The following is a 19,139-nucleotide window of genomic DNA, read 5'->3' on the forward strand; positions in this document are numbered from 1 at the left end:
CCTTACGAAAAGACACCTGCCGCGAAAACATCGCCCGGCAGGTGTCTGCATTTCTTCTCAAATTATAACAAGCCCTCCCGCATTATGAAATAGGAGTCGGTGCGAATACAGCCTCGATTGCCGTGAACGCCTCATCGAGTTCTTCTTTCGTAATGACAAGCGGTGGCGCGAGTCGAATGACCGTCTCGTGCGTCTCCTTGCAGAGCAAGCCCCGCTCTTTAAGCGCCTCACAATAAGGACGAGCCGCTTCCGTCAACTCGATCCCGATGAATAGGCCGCGGCCCCGGACTTCTTTAATGCGTGGGTTGTCGATTGACTTTAAACGGTCCATAAAGTACGTCCCGAGTTCGAGCGAACGCTCCGGAAGCTGTTCTTCTTCAAGCACCTCGAGCGCAGCGATTGATACCGCCGCCGCGAGCGGGTTCCCCCCGAACGTCGACCCGTGCGATCCTGGATTGAACACTTGGAGGACGCTTTCGTTAGCAGCCACGCACGATACCGGGAAGACACCGCCACCGAGTGCTTTTCCGAGGATATACATATCGGGATCGACGCCTTCCCATTCGATTGCGAACCATTTTCCAGAGCGGCCAAGACCTGACTGAATCTCATCTGCGATGAACAACACGTTGTTCGCCTTACACAATTCAGCCGCCCGCTTCAAGTAACCCGCCGGCGGGATGATGATACCCGCTTCCCCTTGAATCGGTTCAACGATGAACGCCGCCGTGTTCTCCGTGATCGCCGCCTCGAACGCGTCGATGTCTCCGTACGGCACGACTTTGAAGCCTGGGAGGAGCGGTCCGAAACCGCGCTGATAGTCCGCTTCTGTCGACATCGACACAGCCGCCATCGTCCGTCCATGGAAGTTGCCGGTGCAGACGATAATCTCGGCTTGCCCCGGAATTTGTTTGACCTCATAGGCCCAGCGTCGTGATGCCTTGACCGCGGTCTCGACCGCTTCGGCACCGGTGTTCATCGGTAACACCATTTCTTTATTTGTAAGCGCTGCCACTTTTTTGTAGAAGCGACCGAGCTGATCGTTGTAGAAAGCACGTGACGTCAACGTGATCTTGTCGGCCTGATCTTTTAACGCTTGAATGATTTTCGGATGACAATGCCCCTGGTTGACAGCCGAATACGCACTCAACATATCCATGTAACGATTTCCTTCCGGATCCGTCACCCAAATCCCCTTCGCCTCCGAGATGACGATTGGAAGCGGATGATAATTGTGCGCCCCGAATTTCTCTGTCAATTCAATCACTTCTTGTGTTTTTGACATTTGATTTCCCCCTTATGAAAAGAACTACCTTACACCTTCAGTATATGATGACCGTCTTTCTTTTGACAACGACGAACTTGCCCGTTCCTTGGGTTGGGAAAATAAGGTACACTGAACGTATAGTATGACTTATTTGATGTAGATTGGAGGAATTTGTGTGACTTCATTGCGTGATTTGCCGATTGATACGTTCATCGATGCCCTATCGATCCCATGCTGTTACATCGATTTTGACGGCACCGTCCTTCTTTGGAACGAACAAGCGGAGACGCTGTTCGGTTGGGAGCGTGACGAGGTACTTCACCACGCATTACCCGTCGTCCAACATTTAGAGCAGGCGCTTGAAACGTGGTCACCATTGCTCCTTCAATATCCATTCTCGACGACGGCGTTGACGGCGTTTAAACATAAAAACGGCTCGGTCGTCTATGCGACCGCTTACTTACAAACTTTTTCGATCAACGACGTCAACGGCTATTTTTTAGCCTTCCTACCGAAAGGCTTCGGTCCGCTCATCAGCACCGAGCAGTTCAACCTGCTCCACCACTTCCAAGCGATGATCGAGCATTCGACTTATTATTTGGCAGCCAACGCTCGTGGCGAGATCACCGAGATCAATCCGCTGTTGTGCGACTTGATCGGGGCACCTGACCAACAATTCATCGGTCGTAACTGGTTCGAGCTCATTCACCCATCCTTTGAAGATGATCCGATTGCGGGTGTGGTACGTCAAGCGCTCACGACCGATCAAATTTGGAACGGCGAGATGCCGGTTCGATCGCAACGACATGTGACGAACATCTGCTGGCTCAACTTGACGATTGTACCGATTTTAAGTGAAGACGGCGAAATCGCCCAGTACACGGCGTTTGGTTTCGACGTGTCTGATAAAAAACGTCTCGAACAAGAAGTGAACTACCTCGCCTATCACAACGATTTGACCGGGCTGTTAAATAAAAAAGGGCTCTTGCGCCAATATGCGCATTCACTTACTGACGTGAAAGAACATAACGGGTTATTGCACGTCGCCCTCTTCGATATCGATCGGTTCAAAATTATCAACGAGTCGTTCGGTTCACGCGTCGGCAATGAACTGTTGCTCCAAATTAAAGACCGGGCTGAACGCTTCCTGCCCCAGTCGAGTGTCATGTTCCATCCTTCGGGCGGCTTGTACGGTATTCTTTTCTTTGAACAATCAAAAGAAGAAGTGTTCCAGCTGCTTCGTCAACTGCAACACGAACTGCAACGACCGTTCCGGATTTACCACCATTCGATCATGTTATCGATCTCGATCGGTTGCGTGTTCTACCCATCGGCCACTAATTCGTTGGACGAGCTGTACACCCGGGCCGAGAGCGCTTTGTTCAAAGGCAAGCGCATCGGTGTCGGGACGATCCAATTCGTCACGAAAGACATGGACGATGCGTTCTCAAGACAAGTCCATATCGAAAAAGCGCTGTACCAAGCGCTCGAAGAAAAACATTTTTATCTCGAATACCAACCGAAGTTCGACTTGAAAACGGATAAGCTGATTGGATTTGAGGCGTTACTGCGCTGGCATCACGACCAACTCGGGCAAATCCCGCCTTCGGAGTTCATCCCGCTCGCTGAAGAGATGGCGCTGATCGTCCCGATCAACAACTGGGTCATTCTTGAGGCCACCAAGCAACTGAAGGCGTGGCAACCGCTCGTCAATCATCCTCTATCGATGGCGGTCAATATTTCGCCGAACCAGTTCCGCAGCGAGAGTTTCATCAACACGCTCCGAAACATCAAGCAACAACTCGATTTGAACCCGTCCGACGTCATTCTCGAGATCACAGAAAGTCTCGTCATGCAACAGACGGAAGAAACCATCGCTCGGATGAATCAAATCAAACGGCTCGATTACCGCCTGTCGATCGACGACTTTGGAACCGGCTTCTCGTCGCTTCAATACTTGAAATCGTTCCCGGTCGACGAGCTGAAGATCGACAAAGTGTTCCTCGACGACTGGTTGACGTCGAAGTCTCACTTGCTCGACGTCATCGTCCACCTCGGCAAGAGTTTGAACCTTCACGTCGTCGCCGAAGGCGTCGAAGACCAAATCATGCTCGACCATTTAAAAGAGACCGATTGCGACTCGTTCCAAGGATTTTTATATGCCAAACCAATGCCACCCGACCAAGTCGTCCGGTTGCTCACGAATAACGAGACATAAAGAAGCACCGGTCGTCATCTCGACGACCGGTGCTTCTTTTGATTAGAGGCTAATCGCAGCCGTCCATAGTCCGTACACACCATAAGTCGCCGCGAGGATGATGACAGTCGCAATCGCATACTGGATCCCGCTTAGGAACTTCCGTCCTTGCTCCCGTTCTGCGAGCATGAAAACGAAGATTCCCGGCGCATACAAAATCATTGCGATGAGCATGTATTCAATCCCGGATGCGTAGAGTAACCATGCCGCGTAGAGCGAGGCGACACTCGAAACGAGGACCATTTTCCGAACACCAGTCCGCCGTGCCTCTTTCCAGCCGAACAAGGCCGAGAATAAGTAAGGCACGAGCGCGGCGATACCGGCGATGCTCGAGAGCACCAAGTACGTCTGTTCCGAGAACAAGGCGATGACCGTGACTGCTTGCGTGAACGCTTGCGTGATGAACAAGGCGCTCACCGGCGTATCATTTCGATTGAGTCGATTGAACAATTTCGGGAACACACCGTCCCGGCTCGCCACGTAGGAGATCTCCGTCGCCAATATCGTCCACCCGAGCAACGCCCCAGCGAGCGACACGAGCAGACCGATATTGATAATCGTCGCACCGACCGGACCGACAACCGCTTCGAGCACGTACGCCATCGACGGTTCCGGGAGCGCCGTGAGTTGTTCTTGCGTCATGACGCCGAAGGAGAAGATTGAAATCATCATGTAAATCAACAGCGTCCCGATGAGGCCGATCACCGTCGCCCGCCCGACATCGCGCTTATTGCGCGCCCGTGACGATAAGACGACCGCGCCTTCAATGCCGACAAACGCCCAAAGCGTCACGAGCATCGTCGATTTCACTTGGGGAAACACGTGCGACCAACTGAAACCAGACTCGCCCCAAACATCGATTTGGAACGTCTCAATCTGGAACGCAAACAAAATGAGCACGATGAACAAGAAGATCGGGACGAGCTTCGCGATCGTCGTGACGATGTTCAAGAGCGCCGCCTCCTTCATCCCTCGAGAGATGAGCCAGAACAGCCCCCAAATGAAGAACGCGCTCATCACTAACCGGAACGATCGATGCTCTGCTGAAAAAATCGGGAAAAAGTAACTGAGCGTGCTAAAGATCAGCGTGATGTTCGCTACTGTCCCGATCCAAGCGGACATCCAATAACCCCAGCCGCTATTGAAGCCGACGAACTTCCCAAACCCTTCTTTAGCGTAGGCATAAATCCCACCCTCAAGTTCAGGACGTGAATCCGCCAAAAATTGGAATACGAACGCCAGCATAATCATACCGACCCCTGTGATCGTCCAACCGATCATCACTGACCCGACCCCGGCACCTTGGGCCATCGCGCCTGGCAAGTTAAAAGCTCCTCCGCCAATCATCGTCCCGACGACCATGGCGGCAAGCCCGAAAAAGCCGATTCCGGCTGATTGTGACTTCATTCAAAACCCTCCAACATTAGTTCACTTTTATCGAATAACTATACACACATAATGTATAAACATTCGATGATTTTCTCATTCTACTGAATAAAGGAACGTTTAGATAGGTATTTCAGTAATGTTTGTATTTTCGAATAATTTAAAAAATTTTATTGCGCATTCATTCTGTTTGTAGTTTAATTGCAATATATTCGAAACAATCAGAATTTTCGGGAGGTAAGACAATGCGGAATAAAAAATGGTTAGCTTTATCGGGTGTCGCTTTGCTTGCTACAGCAGCGTGTGGCGGTGGAGAAGAGGCAACAGATTCGACGGACGGATCGTCATCAAGTGACGCGAAAAAGGAAGTCACGCTCGTTTCGGCAACTGATTTGCCACAGCTTGACCCGACACTCACGACCGACTCGACATCGATCATCGTGACGAACAACGTCTTCGAGGGACTGTATCGTCTTGATGAAAACAACCAACCAGTACCAGGTATTGCTGAGGACGTCGAGATTTCGGAAGACGGTCTTACATACACATTTAAATTACGTGACGCCAACTGGTCAGACGGCTCACCAGTAACGGCTGAAGACTTTGTTTACTCGTGGAAACGTGCCCTCAACCCTGAAACGGGTGCCGAGTACGCATACATCCTTCAAGACTTGAAGAATGCCAACAAAATCCTCGGCGGCGAAGCTGAACTCGATTCACTCGGTGCGAAAGCAGTCGATGAGAAGACGCTTGAAGTTCAATTGGAAGCACCGGCTCCATACTTCCTCGGGTTGACAGGATTCCCGACGTACATGCCGCAAAAACAAGAGTTCGTCGAAGAACAAGGCGAGTCGTTCGCGACAGCCGTCGATAAAACGCTCTACAACGGCCCTTACGTACTTGATAGCTGGCAAGACAACGAAGGTTGGGTTTATAAAAAGAATCCAGATTACTGGGATGCTGAAAATGTCAAGATGGACACGATTAACGTCAAAGTCGTCAAAGAAGTCGCGACCGGTGTCAACTTGTTCGAGTCAGGTGAAGTCGACTATACGCTCTTGTCTTCTGAATTCGTTCCACAATTCCAAGAAGCAGAAGAGTTTAAAACACGTGCTGACGCACGGATCAACTTCCTTCGTTTCAACCAAAAGAATGAAGCACTCCAAAACGTGAATATTCGTGAAGCGTTGGCGAAAGGTTTCGACAAGCAAGGCGTAACTGACGTCATCTTGACAGACGGTTCACAGCCGGCCAACTTCATCGTCGCTAAGGACTTCACGTTCACGGAAGACGGAGCTGACTTCCGCGAGAAGTATCCTGATCTTCAAAGCTACAACGTCGACGAAGCGAAAGCTGCCTGGGATAAAGGACTTGCCGAGCTCGGCGTCGAGACGATCGAACTCGAATTCCTCTCACGTGATGAAGAAGCGTTCAAGAAAGTCAACGAGTACATCAAAGGTGAACTCGAGAAGAACTTGCCTGGACTCACGCTTAACATCAAACAACAGCCGTTCAAAAACTTCCTCGAGCTTGAAGGTGCAGGCGACTATGATATCTCTGCTGCCGGCTGGGGCCCTGACTATCAGGATCCAATGACGTACCTCGACATGTGGATCACAGACGGTCCGTTCAACCGGATGGCGTACTCGAACGATGAGTACGATCAGTTAATCCAAAGCGCGAAGAAAGAAGCTGATCAAATGAAGCGTTGGGAGACGATGCAAGAAGCTGAACGCATCTTGCTCGAAGACGACTTCGCGATCGCACCGATCTACCAAAAAGGTGAAGCTTACCTCGAGCGCTCAAACATTCAAAACATGTACCGCCATCCGTTCGGAGCTGACGCTAGCTTCAAGTGGTTGGACGTTAACTAAAAAACAAATCCTGTCGCATAGCGGCAGGATTTGTTTTTACATTCCATACAAAAAAGATGTGTGTCACGCGATTCGTGACACACATCTTTTCGGATTGTTAGACGAGCTGTTTACGCTTCACGCTCAGCACGCATCTCTGCCGGCACTTGGCCGCGCTTCGAGATGATTTGAGCAATCACGAGAGCGACGACGAACGTCGCGAACGCCGCGAAGAATCCAATCCACATCGAGCTTGTGATTCCGAGCACCAAGTAACCGACCGCCGACACTCCTGCCGCGATTAACGCGTACGGGAGTTGTGTCAACACGTGGTCGATGTGGTGCGACCCGGCACCCGTCGAACTGAGGATCGTCGTATCCGAGATCGGTGAACAGTGGTCACCGAACACGGCACCTGCGAGCACAGCGGCAAGTGTCGGGAGCAACAGCTCTGGGTCGACCGCCATGATCAAATCAGCACCAATTGGTAGCATGAGACCGAACGTCCCCCAGCTCGTACCTGTTGAGAACGCCATGAGACCGGCGATCGCGAACAAGATGAGCGGCAAGTATGACGCCGCGATCGTATCTGTGACGAAGCTTGCCAAGTAATCACCAGTTCTCATATCCCCGATGACGGCAATGATCGTCCAAGCGAACAGCAAGATGAGTACGGCTGGCCACATGGCCCGGATACCGGCCCACGCTGCATGACCGTAGTCTACAGCTGGAATGTTGCGACCGATGAGAAGCAAGAACGCCACGATCAAACTGATGACCGCGCCGGCAACGAGTGAACGCGTCACGTCCGTCGATTCGAACGCTCCGAGCAGCGAGAAGCTTTGACCGTCAGCAGCAAGCGCTTGGCCACCTGTGTAAAGCATGGCCGAGACGGTCGCGATGATCAAGACGATGATCGGGACGATCAAGTCGCGGACTTTCCCACCATCATGCTCTTTAATGTCTTCACTCATTCCCATCGGTGCACCTTTCGACACATCGTAGAGCTCGCCTTTAAGCGCACGTAGCTCGTGCGTCCGCATCGGTCCGATGGCAAGCCCTGTGAAAGCGACGTACCCCGTCAACATGAGTGCGAAGATGGCATAGAAGTTCATCGGGATGATTTGAATGAACGCCGAGAACGACGAGTAGCTGTCGATTGAGTACTTCGTTAAAATACCAGCGATGATGGCGATGATGTAGGCACCCCAGCTCGAAAGTGGGCTGATGACACAGACTGGAGCCGCCGTCGAGTCGATCGTATACGCGAGTTTAGCGCGCGATACTTTCTTGCGATCCGTCAGCGGTCGGCTAATGTTCCCGACAGCGAGACTGTTGAAATAGTCGTCGATGAAAATCAAGATTCCAAGACCGAACGAGACGAGGCGCGCGCCGCGCGCCGTTTTGACGTTAGAAGCCGCCCATTCACCGAACGCGCGAGCGCCGCCCGATGTTTGGATGATCGACGATAAAATACCAAGCAAGAGCAAGAACGCGATCAAGAGCACGTTCCATTCGTTTATGGCACCATCTGCCCAGAACAAGGCGATGACGTTCGACCATAAGTACTGAATCGATTCAAGCGGATTGAAGCTATGAAGGAGCAAGACCCCTGCGATGATCCCGACACCGAGTGACGGAATGACTTTCCTAGTTGTGATCGCCATAATGATGGCGAGTAGTGCCGGTACTAACGAAAGTACCGATGTTGAATAATCTACCATGCTGATTTCCTCCTCTTCTGTTTGAGATGAGGCCCCCCAATGCTTAAAAAAACGCAAAGCGAGGGCATCGGCAACAAAGCCGACACCCTCGCTGGATGTTCCGTCTTTCTTAGCCGACTTGGAGCGCTCCATACGTAATATATGTATGGCAGTCTGACGGGTGTTTCCCGTCAGCCCAGCATAAAGTCAGAGACATGACTTTACACTTCGGCGATTCTGCCTTTCTGTAGTCTTCACCGTTGTCATCCTCGGACTACTTACTCATCAGCATCGCACCTCTACCTCATCGATAGCACGAATATTCATTTAAAGTTACGTCTAAATTATCATAGGTTACAGTAACATATCAATAGTTTTTTTAGTCACGGACGATTTGTTTTAATACAGCGAGCGCGGCTTGGTCGTTTGACTCAACGGCTTTAAAGAAATCACTAAAGAAATGATAAAGCACGAACCGTTCGGCATGCGATGACGTATGATCTTTGATCGTCAATAAAATCAAACGGCGCAACCGTCGCTTCGTCTGCGTCTCGCTAGGCAATTCTTCACATCGGTCCTTGAAGGCACGATACACAGAATTGATCAAATCCTCATGTTCATCATACGACCGGTTGTAAGCAACTTGTTCCATCTGTTATATCCCCCCTTTCAATTTGTACCGATGAAACTTGTTGTAACTATATCAACTTAAGCGCACGCATTCAATCGTTTCGGGTTGGTCTTTACGAAAATCATACGTTAGACCGAGTCAATTTTCGATAAATGAGAACGTCGTCACATCAAACAGTCCCATGTCCGTCAACTTCAAGTCGGGAATGACGGGAAGTGCCAGGAACGACATCGTCAAATACGGGTTGAAGTGACGGTGAGCCCCGACGACGTCAAGTGCGTCGTTCAGCTGTTCGAGCACGTCTGCGACTTCATGATACGGACGCCTCGTCATGAGCCCCCCAATCTCGAGCGGCAAGACGGCAAGCACTTTCCCTTCCGAGACGGCGACGACACCGCCACCGACCTTCTCGAGCGTCTCTGCAGCCAGTAACATGTCTTCCGGGCTGACACCGGCGATGACAAGGTTATGGCTGTCGTGGGCGACAGTCGCTGCGAGCGCACCACGTTTGAGTCCAAAGCCCGTCACCGGTGCGAGCGCCATATGGCCCGTCCCGTGATGCCGCTCGATGACGGCGAGCGTCACGATGTCCTCGTTAAGATCAGCGCCCGATTCATCCGGATTGAACACGTGGCGGACGTGCTTCGTCAACAGGCTGTTCGGCAACACTTGAATGACGTCGACCGCTTCTTCCTTGATCGGCAAGCGGAACGAGTCAGTTGTCAGGTCCGGGAGTTTGAGCTCACCTTTCATCGGCTTCGGCACTTCAATCCCTTCGGCCTCGAACGTGGCTTTCCCCGCTCGAGCGACTACTTCACCATCGACGTAGACGGTTTCGATGTTAACCGATTCGACGTCTGACAAGATAACAAAGTTCGCTTTCTTGCCCGGCGCGATCGCACCGACGTCTTTCAAGCCGTATGCTTCGGCCGCATGAAGGCTGGCGATGGCGTATGCTGTCTCCGGCTTGACGCCCTGACGGATTGCCATGCGGATGTTATAGTCGATACCACCTTCTGCCACGAGATCATCGAGGTGCTTGTCGTCCGTACAGAACAAGAAGCGGTGGGCGTTACTTTCGGTGATGGCCCGACTCACTTTTTCGACGTTTCGCGCGACCGAACCTTCGCGAATCTGGACGTAAAAGCCACGACGGACCCGCTCGATCGCCTCTTCTGCCGTCGTACATTCGTGGTCGGTCATGATGCCGGCTGTCCGGTACACGTTCAACTGATCAGGATTGAGGCCTGACGCGTGACCATCGACGACTTTTCCCGCGAGTTCCGTTTGTGCGATTTTTTGGAGCATGTCCTCGCTTCCGGCTTCGACCGATGGATAATCCATCACTTCCCCGAGACCGTGCACCCCTGGGTCTCCTAAAAATGGCGCAAGGTCTTCAGCGTACAGTTTGGCGCCCGCGTGTTCGAACGGCGTCGCCGGGACGCAGCTCGGGAGCATCATCCGGACGTCGAGCGGCAACCCGTTCGCATCGGCAAGCATATACTCGATCCCGAGCGCACCGTTGACGTTCGCGATCTCATGTGGGTCGGCGATGACCGTCGTCACACCGAGCGGCAGGACTGCTTTCGCAAACTCATGCGGAGGTACCATCGACGACTCGATGTGAACGTGTGAGTCGATGAATGACGGAGCGAGCGTCCAAGACGGGTCATGATATTCCGTCTCCCCTTCGTAACCTTCCCCGATGGCGACGATATAGCCCGAGTCGATGGCGACATCGGTGCGAATCGTCTCGCGGCTATAGACGTCGATGACCGCTACGTCCTTAAAGACGACCGCCGCTTTCTTTTTCTTGGCGGCAATGTCGATCAAATATTGTTTTTCCATCTGTCTGTCTCCTTTTGCAACGTATTTTACCTATCTTATCAAGAATAATCTTTCGGGTGCAATTTCTTTTTGTAGTTGTGCGACAATGAAAGCATATCTAATTGAAAGGGGTTACACATATGCAATACAAATTAGGAGACCTGATCCCACAAGTCGACGAGACGGTATTCGTCGCGCCTGGCGCCCACGTCATCGGTGACGTCACGATCGGAGCCCATTCCGGCGTCTGGTTCAACACCGTCATCCGTGGAGACGAGGGTCCGATCCAGATCGGCGCTTACGTCAATATTCAAGACGGGTCGATGATCCATCAATACGAAGGATCACCGACAATCATCCATGACCGTGTCTCGATCGGTCACATGGCGATGATTCACGGGTGTGAGATCGAGGAAGGCTGTCTCATCGGGATGCATGCGACCGTGCTTGACGGTGCGAAAGTCGGGAAAGGCTCGTTCGTTGCCGCCGGCGCCCTCGTCACACCGAATATGCAAATTCCGGAAGGTGTCATGGTCATGGGCGTACCAGCCAAAGTCGTCCGTCCGCTCAATGACGAAGACCGCTTCATCATGGAACGGACCGTCAACAAGTATGCGAAGCGGGCCGAGCAGTATTTGAACACGTGTGAACCGTTAACACCGACACAAAGTTTGTGAAAGCGTTTACAAGATTCATAAATTGTTAACGATTACCCCGATTTTTCTTCATGTTTCCCTTGTATACTGAGGATGTAGTCAAGCCGACGTGTTGAAAGGGGCCAATTGTATGTATCCAAACCATGCACAACTCATGTTAGACCTGTACGCCTCGTCCATTAACCCGAGCTATTGCCTTCACATCGATGATTCGTTCGATGATACGCTAAAAGGTACACATCGAGAGGTTTGGGAACGGATGCAATCGGATAATGACATAGAAGAAGAAACTCAAACTGGGGGAAAATAATTACCATGATTCCGACGAATGTCATTCAAAACTGGCTTGCTGGCAAGCTCAAAAAATAAACTGAGACGTTTTTAAACGTCTCAGCCTGTTTATACATCCAGCTCGAGTGCGGCCACGCCGTGCTCGAGCTTTTTCATGTTCACTCGAAGATCGTCAAACACGCATCAAGCGACTGCCGCGCCTTCGTCGGCGGAACGTCTTCAAATCGTCCGAGTTGGAGCAGACCGACGAACGTCTCCCCGTCCGCCCCGATCATCTCCTGCAGACGAGCGTCTTCGAAGATACCGCCCGTCCGCCAGACGAGCCCGATGTTTTGCTCGGCACAGAGCAAATGGAAGTTCTGGATGAACGTCGCCGTCGCGAGCAGTGCATCCTTTTGCCCTTTCTCCGTCTCAAACGGCTTCGTCGTCACGTACACACACGCCGCCGCGTTGCGGATTCGTCCGGTAATCTTCTCTCGCTTGGCCTCAGGACCGTTTTGAAACGCCGGTTCGAGCGCGTCTAACAACACGCCTTTCCCGTCTCCATTGAACAAATAAAGATTCCACGGCTCGACTTTGTTATGAAACGGCGCTTGGTGGGCCGATGTCAGCAACTGATACAGCAATGCCGTATCAAGCGGTTCCTCTACAAACATCCGAATCGTCCGCCGCGACTCGATCAACTGTTGTCCGACTGTCTTCTCCATTAGAAATCACTTCCCCTGATGTAGTCTTTTTCATCATAAGTGAAAACGGTTCTCACGTGTAGCAATTTGACCGAAAAGCATGGGAACTTGGTAGCTCATCGTCCCGTATATAGAAATGACTAGACTGTTCTTTTGATTGAAACTTGCACTCCGTTTGAAGACGATACAAATAAGGAGAGGATCACCGTGCCCCCACGTTTCAAATCGTTTCTATTATGTACGCTCTCGTTCGTCATCTTTACAACAGCATGTCAATCCGCGACATCGTCACCTTTGACGATTGACATGAAGAGCGAAGAAGAACAACGCCAAATCGTAGACAACTTCGCGTTCGAAGATTATAAAGCACTGTTTGACGACGTCATCATCGAAGCAAACCAGTTCGACGTTGAGGAACCGCTTCGAAAGTGGGTAATTCGGACATTGTCCCAAGAGAAACTGTATTATGAAACCGACTTGACGGATGAACAAGTCATCACGCTCTCAACGGAAGCGATGAAGCATGACATCGCATGGAAAATGGTCGCAAAAGAGCAGTACAACATTCACGTAACGGAAGAAGAAATTGACCGTTACATTCAACAAGGACCGGACCGGAGTGATTTACCGAGTCATCTCGCCTACGCGAGCGCCCTCGGCTTGTCGCTGCAACAACTAAATCATCAGTTCGATCGAGACCTTTATGAAAAGAATACGATTTGGCTAAAGTTGAAACTTGAGTTGGAAAAGAAGTACCAGACAGACGACAACAACGAGCTCGTTGATCGTTATGAAGCGGAAGTCAACGCACAACTAGATTAACCTGATAGATCGACTCGATAAAGTCGCATCGGTCGTTCATACGAAAAGGGGTTCAGTCGTGTTTATGACTGAACCCCTTTTCTTTATCTACCTACAAAATTATGTCGATTGTCCAATCACTTCACACGCGACCAAGTCTTCGAGTGTCTGTCTGCGGACGACGAGACGATGTGTCCCGTCTTTCACGAACACGACGGCCGGGCGGAGCATTTGGTTATAGTTGCTCGCCATCGAGAAGTTATAGGCGCCTGTCGCTTTGACGAGGAGAAGATCCCCGGCTTCGACCGGCGGGATGAGCGAACGGTTCGAGATGATGTCTCCCGACTCGCAGCATGCCCCGACGATCTTCGCTTCAAGCGTCTTCGCTTCATCCATCCGCGTCGCCGCAATGACGTCATATTCGGCATCATAGAGGGCAGGGCGGATGTTGTCTGTCATGCCGCCGTCGACCGAGACGTATGTGCGGACACCGCTCACGTCTTTGACCGTCCCGACTTCATACAGCGTCGCACCGGCGTTGGCGACGAGCCAACGTCCCGGCTCGATGCCGATTTTCGGGAGCGGTAGACCGAATCGCTCCACTTCTGAAACGAGCGTATCCATCACTTGCGTCATCGTAGCGGCAAAGTCGAGCGGGTCGTCCGTCTCGAGATAGGCGACGCCGAAGCCACCGCCGATGTTCAACACATCAGCCGTAAAGCCGGTCTCCCGACGAATCGTCTCGATGAAGTTGACCATCGTCTTGACCGTATTGATGAACAGCGTCGGTTCTTGAATCTGTGACCCGACGTGACAATGGATCCCTTTCAGATGAAGACGTTCCGTCGCGAGTGTTTCCCGAACCGCTTCGAGATACGTGTCGTCATGCGTCGGGAAACCGAACTTCGTATCGACCCCACCCGTCTGGATCGCCTCGTGGGCGCCTCCGACGACTTGCGGGACGATGCGGAGCAAGACGTCGACGTCGACATCATGCTTTACGGCGAGACCCGAGAGCAGACCGATCTCACGCATGTTGTCGATCGTGAAATGGGTGATGCCGTTCTCGAGCGCGAACGAGATGTCTTGCACCGTCTTATTTGACCCGTGAACGTGAATCCGGTCAGCCGGGACACCGGCATGGAGCGCGACGAACATCTCACCGCGTGAGACGACGTCGATGCTCAAGCCCGCCGTCATGACTTTCTCATACACGGCCGCGATCGACATCGCCTTTGACGCATAGAGCGCGTACGTGTTCGGATACTTATCTAAAAATGCGCTCCGGACGAGCCCGAGCCGAGTTTCAAGTTCTGGCTCGCTCATGATATAGAGCGGTGTCCCGTACGTCGCTTGAAGTTCTTGGACGGATACGCCCTCGATCATACAAACGGATTGGTTGCTGGTGTACATAAAATGCCTCCTTCAAAGCGATGCGGGACACGCCATGAGCGTGCGCATAGTTGTTCCGAGTTGTTGGCGTGCCCGGTCCGGGTCACGTCATCGATCTTCGTCTCATTACCGTACAGCTCGACCCGGTCACCGATTTGAACCGTCTCGTCGACACGGAGGAAGCTGTGGCTCATGAAAATATTGCTGACGAACGGGAACGCCCGTCCATTAATGTGGACCGGCAAATGCCGGCGGGCCCGCATCAAGCCATCACCATATCCGACTGACAATACGGCGATCCGCTCTTTCGACGGTGCCGTGTAGCCCGTCCCGTAGCCGACGTGTGCGCCGGCCTCGATGTCGTGCACGGCAACGACTTCCGTCTCCCAATGAAACGCCGGGACGAGCCAATCGACCGCCTCGACCGATGAGTAGCCGTAGAGAAAGATTCCGACCCGGACGTGCGTGCAGTGCCCGAGACGCGGATCGGCTTGAAGCGTCGCCGCGCTGTTGGCGGCATGGACGACTTCAAACGAATGCCGTTCGATCAGACGCGTCGACCAGTCGGCAAACCGTTCGACATGGACGCTGTGCTCGATTTCGGCGTTATCGGCGTCGGCGAGCGGAAAGTGTGTGCATAAACCGACGAGATTGAGCTTTTCATCTTGGCAGAACGCTAAGATGGCGAGCGCTTCTTCGAACGTCTTCGCACCGAACCGGTTCATGCCGACGTCGAGCTTCAAATGAAGACGGACGCCGTCGAGCTCATGGCGTTGTGAGACGAGCCAATCGTACGAACCGATTGCTACATCGAGGCGATGGGCATGGACCGCTGCCCAATCATAGACCGGGTTCATGACCAAGACACGCGCCTCTTCCGCATGACTCCGCACTTCTGTCGCTTCCTCGAGCGTCGTCACCATGAAGTGACGCACCCCCTCTGCGTACAGTGTCGTCACAACTGGCTCCATCCCTAAGTTATAGGCGTTGTTTTTCACGACGGCAAACACCGGTCGGCCGAGTGCCTCGATCCGACGTTTGTTCTCGCGAATCGCGTTTAAGTCAATTGTGACTCCCATACACATTGCTCCCTTATTCTTTGACTGCTTCTTTGACGAACGTGATCCAATCGCGATGTGCCGGGATCAGTCCCGTCACGGTCTCGCGGTAACGGGCGAGCATAGTCGTTGCGACCGTCTGGACCCCGCCGCCGATCGAGATATTGTCGACTTCGATGACACTCGTCACTTCAGCTGCTGTACCCGTCAAGAAGATCTCATCTGCTACATACAATTCGTCACGTCCGATATGGCGCTCGATGACCTCGAACCCTTCTTCACGGGCAAGATCGATGACCGTTTGACGCGTGATGCCGTCGAGGACAGAACAGTCGAGTGACGGTGTGAAAATTTTATTGCCTTTGACGAGGAAGATGTTGGCGACGCTCGCCTCGCTGACGTTTCCGTTCATGTCGAGGGCAATCGCTTCGTCATACCCGTCTCGGACCGCTTCTCCTTTAAGGAGTTGCGAATTCATATAGTTGGCTGCCGCTTTCGCTTGCATCGGCATCATCGTCGACGAGACGCGGCGGTATGACGCGACTTTCGCCCGGATACCGACCGTCTTGCTGAAATATTCGCCGAGCGGCCAGCATGAGATGGCAACGTGTACTTTCGTTTCCTGCGTCGGCATGAGTGCCTGCCAAGGTGTGCCGAGGAAAACGAATGGACGGATGTAACACGCTTCAAAGCCGTTGCGTTCGATCAATTCGATCGTCGCTTGTTCGAGCTCGTCGACCGTGTACGGTAGTTCGACGTGATAGTAAGCACACGAACGAACGAGTCGCTCCAAGTGTTCACGGAGTCGGAAGATGGCTGGACCTTCCTCTGTGTGATACGCCCGAATTCCTTCGAAGAACCCGCTACCGTAGTGGATCGCGTGCGTCATGATACTCGTGTTCGCGTCACTCGGCTCGATCCAAGCCCCGTCTTTCCACATCCATTGTCCATATTGTTCCATTGTTCAACTCTCCCATTCACTTTTGATATTTTCTGTCTATTATACGTTACAGGGAGCGTAAGTCATCCACTAGTTGTGTTTTTTCTGCTGTTTTTTCATCTTTTTGCTTGATGACACGGGCTGGCGTGCCGGCGACGACACTTCCTGCCGGGACGTCGACTGTGACGACACTGCCTGCTGCGACGACCGCATTCTCGCCGACACGGACACCTTCTAAGATGACCGCGTTTGCACCGATCATGACCCCGTCTTCGATGATGACCGGATCTTTTGAAGGCGGCTCGAGGACACCTGCGACGACTGCGCCAGCGCCAAGGTGGACGTTTTTACCGAGTGTGCCGCGGGCGCCGATGACGGCGTTCATGTCGACCATCGACCCGTCACCGATGACGGCGCCGATATTGATGACCGCCCCCATCATGACGACGACGTTGTTGCCGATTTGAACGTGGTCACGGATGAACGAACCTGGTTCGATGCGGGCGTTCAACTTCGTCGTGTCAAGCATCGGCACGGCGCTGTTGCGGCGGTCGAACTCGAGGTGCGAGTCGGTGATGACTGACGCGTTCGCTTCAAGGAAAGCGGCCGCACGTTCAGCCGTCGTGAGGAATAGTTTCGACTCGTCCGTTCCGAATGCTTTTGCTTCTTCGATTGTTAGACCTGCCAACTGACCGTTGACGTACAATTTGACTGGCGTTTCTTTCTTGGCATCTTTAATGTATTGTGCGATTTCATAAGCGTTTGTGAGTAACATGAGTGGCCTCCTCGTATAGGTTCGTTAAATTGTATAATCCGGCTGGGCGGTCGAGAATTGTCGCCGCCGCGGCGAGTGCCCCGTTCGCGAAGACGCGTTTCGACAGGGCCGTATGTTTTAATTCAAGCATTTCATCGTCTCCGGCGAAGAGCACCGTATGCTCACCGAAGATCGTACCGCCGCGGACCGAGTGCATGCCAAGTTCGTCGGCACCTCTCGCCTCACGGCGTGACGCACGTTCGTACACCGGCGTCACGTCCCGCTTCGCCTCGATGGCACGGGCGAGCAGTTCAGCCGTCCCGCTCGGCGCGTCGACTTTTTTACGGTGATGCGCTTCGATCACTTCGATATCATAACCAAGCGTGAGCGGCACGAGCTGGTCAAGCAACTGCTTCAACAGTGCAATCCCGTAAGACGTGTTATACGACTGGAAGATCGGGATCTGTTTCGATGCGTCCTCGATCTTTGCCAGTTCCGCTTCCGAGAAGCCCGTCGTCGCGATGACGAGCGGGATTTGCTTGTCTTTCCCGAACGCGAGCACGTCATCTAGCAGCGCCGGGTTCGAGAAGTCGATGACGACGTCGATCGCGGCGTCAACTTCTTTCAGTGAAACGGGATGATCGCCGCCCGCCGGTGAGACGATGGCCGCGACGTTCAAGTTTTGAGCGAGCGCGACTTCTTCAACGATCTGCCCCATCGCGCCGTATCCGTGAATTAACAAGTTCACTGTCTCACCTCATTAAACTGCTCCATCGCCGACAACAGACGTGCCTCGGCCGTCGCGCTCATCGGAACGAGCGGGAGGCGCGGCGAGCCAAATTCGAAGCCGCGGGCGTTCAACGCCGCCTTGACCGGGATCGGGTTCACTTCGGCGAACAGTTCATCGATGACCGGAAGCAAGCGGATCTGCCATGTGCGGGCCGTCTCTAAATCTCCGGCGAGAAGCGCTTCGGCGAGCGCGACCGTCGCTCCCGGATACACGTTCGAGAGCACCGAGACGACACCTTGGGCGCCCCATGCCATGTACGGCAGGATTTGGTCGTCATTTCCGCAGTAGACCGGGAAACCTTCCGGCAAGTGGGCCATCATTTGCGCCATCACCGAGATGTCCCCGCTCGCTTCTTTCAACGCAGCGATCTGTGGGTGTTCGGCGAGTTCACCGACCGTTGCCGGATCGAGCGCGACGCCTGTCCGTGACGGGACGTTGTAGAGCATGAGTGGAATCGGTGACGCGTCGGCGATCGCCGTGAAGTGGGCGATCAGCCCCGCTTGGGTCGACTTATTATAGTAAGGCGTGACGACCATCGCCATCTCGGCACCAAGCTCTGCCGCCCGTTTCGTCTTGGTGATACTTAACGCCGTATTGTTCGACCCTGTCCCGGCGATGATGACGGCACGACCGGCGGCGACTTCGATCGCCTTCGTGAGGAGCGTCTCGAACTCTTCGTCCGTGATCGTCATCCCTTCGCCTGTCGTCCCCCCGATGACAAGACCGCTGACGCCTTCTTTGATTTGATCTTCAATCAATGCTTCCCACGCTGTGAGATTTAACTGACCGTCCGTTTGGAACGGTGTAGCGAGTGCTGTAGCGACTCCTGTGAACATATGATTTCCCC

16 protein-coding genes and 1 riboswitch are annotated in these 19,139 nt (G+C 52.9%); of the genes, 4 read left to right on the forward strand and 12 right to left on the reverse strand.

The genetic code is table 11. From position 1 onward, the window contains the following. Positions 1-82: 82 nt before the first annotated feature. A complete protein-coding gene (locus EVJ23_RS09720) occupies positions 83-1,285 on the reverse strand; it encodes an ornithine--oxo-acid transaminase (RefSeq protein ID WP_131441167.1) in 1,203 nt (400 codons plus the stop codon). A 157-nt stretch (positions 1,286-1,442) separates the two neighbouring features. Here EVJ23_RS09720 and EVJ23_RS09725 point away from each other — a divergent pair, with 157 nt between their 5' ends. After that, entirely contained in the window at positions 1,443-3,485 is a 2,043-nt protein-coding gene (locus EVJ23_RS09725; protein WP_131465744.1) for an EAL domain-containing protein, read from the forward strand. 42 nt (positions 3,486-3,527) lie between these two features. Here EVJ23_RS09725 and EVJ23_RS09730 read toward each other — a convergent pair whose 3' ends face one another. Next, complete coding sequence (locus EVJ23_RS09730) at positions 3,528-4,931, reverse strand: basic amino acid/polyamine antiporter (protein WP_070328844.1); 1,404 nt, start codon at positions 4,929-4,931, stop codon at positions 3,528-3,530. A gap of 224 nt (positions 4,932-5,155) precedes the next feature. Between EVJ23_RS09730 and EVJ23_RS09735 the strand changes: the two genes are divergently transcribed. After that, positions 5,156-6,784 (forward strand): peptide ABC transporter substrate-binding protein, encoded by a 1,629-nt coding sequence (locus EVJ23_RS09735; protein ID WP_131465746.1) that lies wholly within the window; start codon positions 5,156-5,158, stop codon positions 6,782-6,784. Between the two features lie 110 nt (positions 6,785-6,894). Here the strand turns inward: EVJ23_RS09735 and EVJ23_RS09740 are convergent, their stop codons facing one another. The 3 genes from EVJ23_RS09740 to ade form a co-directional block, all read right to left on the reverse strand. After that, positions 6,895-8,487 (reverse strand): Na+/H+ antiporter NhaC family protein, encoded by a 1,593-nt coding sequence (locus tag EVJ23_RS09740; RefSeq protein ID WP_131465748.1) that lies wholly within the window; start codon positions 8,485-8,487, stop codon positions 6,895-6,897. Positions 8,488-8,600: 113 nt separating this feature from the next. Continuing rightward, positions 8,601-8,776: riboswitch (Lysine riboswitch) on the reverse strand. A 69-nt stretch (positions 8,777-8,845) separates the two neighbouring features. Continuing rightward, positions 8,846-9,118: a hypothetical protein gene (locus EVJ23_RS09745; protein ID WP_070328841.1), complete on the reverse strand. Its 273-nt coding sequence runs from the start codon at positions 9,116-9,118 to the stop codon at positions 8,846-8,848. A gap of 117 nt (positions 9,119-9,235) precedes the next feature. Beyond that, positions 9,236-10,945 carry an adenine deaminase gene (gene ade / locus EVJ23_RS09750; protein ID WP_131465750.1) on the reverse strand — a complete coding sequence of 570 codons (1,710 nt, stop codon included), beginning with the start codon at positions 10,943-10,945 and terminating at the stop codon, positions 9,236-9,238. Positions 10,946-11,064: 119 nt separating this feature from the next. Here ade and EVJ23_RS09755 point away from each other — a divergent pair, with 119 nt between their 5' ends. Beyond that, entirely contained in the window at positions 11,065-11,601 is a 537-nt protein-coding gene (locus tag EVJ23_RS09755; RefSeq protein WP_070328839.1) for a gamma carbonic anhydrase family protein, read from the forward strand. Positions 11,602-12,029: 428 nt separating this feature from the next. On the opposite strand, the gene EVJ23_RS09765 is transcribed toward EVJ23_RS09755, so the two are convergent. Further along, the gene (locus tag EVJ23_RS09765) at positions 12,030-12,578 is read right to left on the reverse strand and encodes a nitroreductase family protein (RefSeq protein WP_131465752.1); all 549 of its coding nucleotides are present in this window, start codon (positions 12,576-12,578) and stop codon (positions 12,030-12,032) included. 186 nt (positions 12,579-12,764) lie between these two features. Between EVJ23_RS09765 and EVJ23_RS09770 the strand changes: the two genes are divergently transcribed. After that, on the forward strand, positions 12,765-13,379 hold the full coding sequence (locus EVJ23_RS09770) for a hypothetical protein (RefSeq protein WP_131465754.1): 615 nt from the start codon (positions 12,765-12,767) through the stop codon (positions 13,377-13,379). A 99-nt stretch (positions 13,380-13,478) separates the two neighbouring features. Here the strand turns inward: EVJ23_RS09770 and lysA are convergent, their stop codons facing one another. From lysA to dapA, 6 genes are read right to left on the reverse strand one after another with little or no spacing between them, the layout of a single operon-like run. Then, positions 13,479-14,771 carry a diaminopimelate decarboxylase gene (lysA, locus tag EVJ23_RS09775; protein ID WP_236633752.1) on the reverse strand — a complete coding sequence of 431 codons (1,293 nt, stop codon included), beginning with the start codon at positions 14,769-14,771 and terminating at the stop codon, positions 13,479-13,481. Further along, positions 14,741-15,829: an alanine racemase gene (alr, locus tag EVJ23_RS09780; RefSeq protein ID WP_131465756.1), complete on the reverse strand. Its 1,089-nt coding sequence runs from the start codon at positions 15,827-15,829 to the stop codon at positions 14,741-14,743. Before alr ends, lysA begins: the two co-directional genes overlap by 31 nt. Before the next feature lie 13 nt (positions 15,830-15,842). Continuing rightward, positions 15,843-16,769 carry a branched-chain amino acid transaminase gene (locus EVJ23_RS09785; RefSeq protein ID WP_071399081.1) on the reverse strand — a complete coding sequence of 309 codons (927 nt, stop codon included), beginning with the start codon at positions 16,767-16,769 and terminating at the stop codon, positions 15,843-15,845. 46 nt (positions 16,770-16,815) lie between these two features. Further along, positions 16,816-17,523: a 2,3,4,5-tetrahydropyridine-2,6-dicarboxylate N-acetyltransferase gene (gene dapD / locus EVJ23_RS09790; RefSeq protein WP_070328832.1), complete on the reverse strand. Its 708-nt coding sequence runs from the start codon at positions 17,521-17,523 to the stop codon at positions 16,816-16,818. After that, the gene (gene dapB / locus EVJ23_RS09795; protein WP_070328831.1) at positions 17,501-18,250 is read right to left on the reverse strand and encodes a 4-hydroxy-tetrahydrodipicolinate reductase; all 750 of its coding nucleotides are present in this window, start codon (positions 18,248-18,250) and stop codon (positions 17,501-17,503) included. The genes dapD and dapB overlap by 23 nt, the downstream gene beginning before the upstream one ends. Continuing rightward, positions 18,247-19,128, reverse strand: coding sequence for a 4-hydroxy-tetrahydrodipicolinate synthase (gene dapA, locus EVJ23_RS09800; RefSeq protein ID WP_070328830.1), 882 nt, complete (start codon positions 19,126-19,128; stop codon positions 18,247-18,249). Before dapA ends, dapB begins: the two co-directional genes overlap by 4 nt. Positions 19,129-19,139: the final 11 nt, after the last annotated feature.

The organism is Exiguobacterium sp. SH1S1 (assembly GCF_004337245.1).
Lineage (GTDB): Bacteria > Bacillota > Bacilli > Exiguobacteriales > Exiguobacteriaceae > Exiguobacterium > Exiguobacterium aurantiacum_A.